We start from the raw sequence: 402 nt of genomic DNA, 5'->3' as shown, positions 1-402 counted from the left end.
TGCAAAAGGAGTGCGCTCGATGCGCTTGTATGCTTCGAGACCAAGCTATACCGATTCGAGGACATCGCGTTTTCGTGACAACAGAATCGTTGCATGAGAGCCAATGAGTCAGACAGGTCATGAACGGTGATTGACCTGCGGCCCAGACCGTGCCGCTTGTACTCGTCAACTCCTTCGCCATGGCTTCTTAATTTGAAAGCTGTGGTCGTGCAGATTGCAGGATGCCGAAAGCATCACGGTCGCTGTATGAAAATGAGGATTGGGCAACGTCCCCGCCGGAGGCATCCGGTGGGGCGTTGTTTTTTCATGGGCCCGCGCATGGTGACAACCTTGGCTGGTAATCGGCGTCCGCAACACCCTGAGTACCAATTGTTGAGTGAACCCGGTCAGTCTGGTCAGCAC

Annotated in this window: 1 protein-coding gene; it reads right to left on the bottom strand. The window is 54.5% G+C overall.

Going from position 1 to position 402, the window contains the following annotated elements; all coding sequences use genetic code 11:
- Nucleotides 1-165: 165 nt before the first annotated feature.
- On the bottom strand, nt 166-402 hold a 237-nt coding region (locus tag AB4Z50_RS36195), incomplete at its 5' end, for a hypothetical protein (RefSeq protein ID WP_441887340.1).

It is taken from the genome of Paenibacillus sp. 2TAB26, assembly GCF_052115145.1.
Classification (GTDB): Bacteria; Bacillota; Bacilli; order Paenibacillales; family Paenibacillaceae; genus Pristimantibacillus.
The sequence above is the reverse complement of the archived record's forward strand: the minus strand, read 5'-3'. Positions and strand labels throughout refer to the sequence as shown.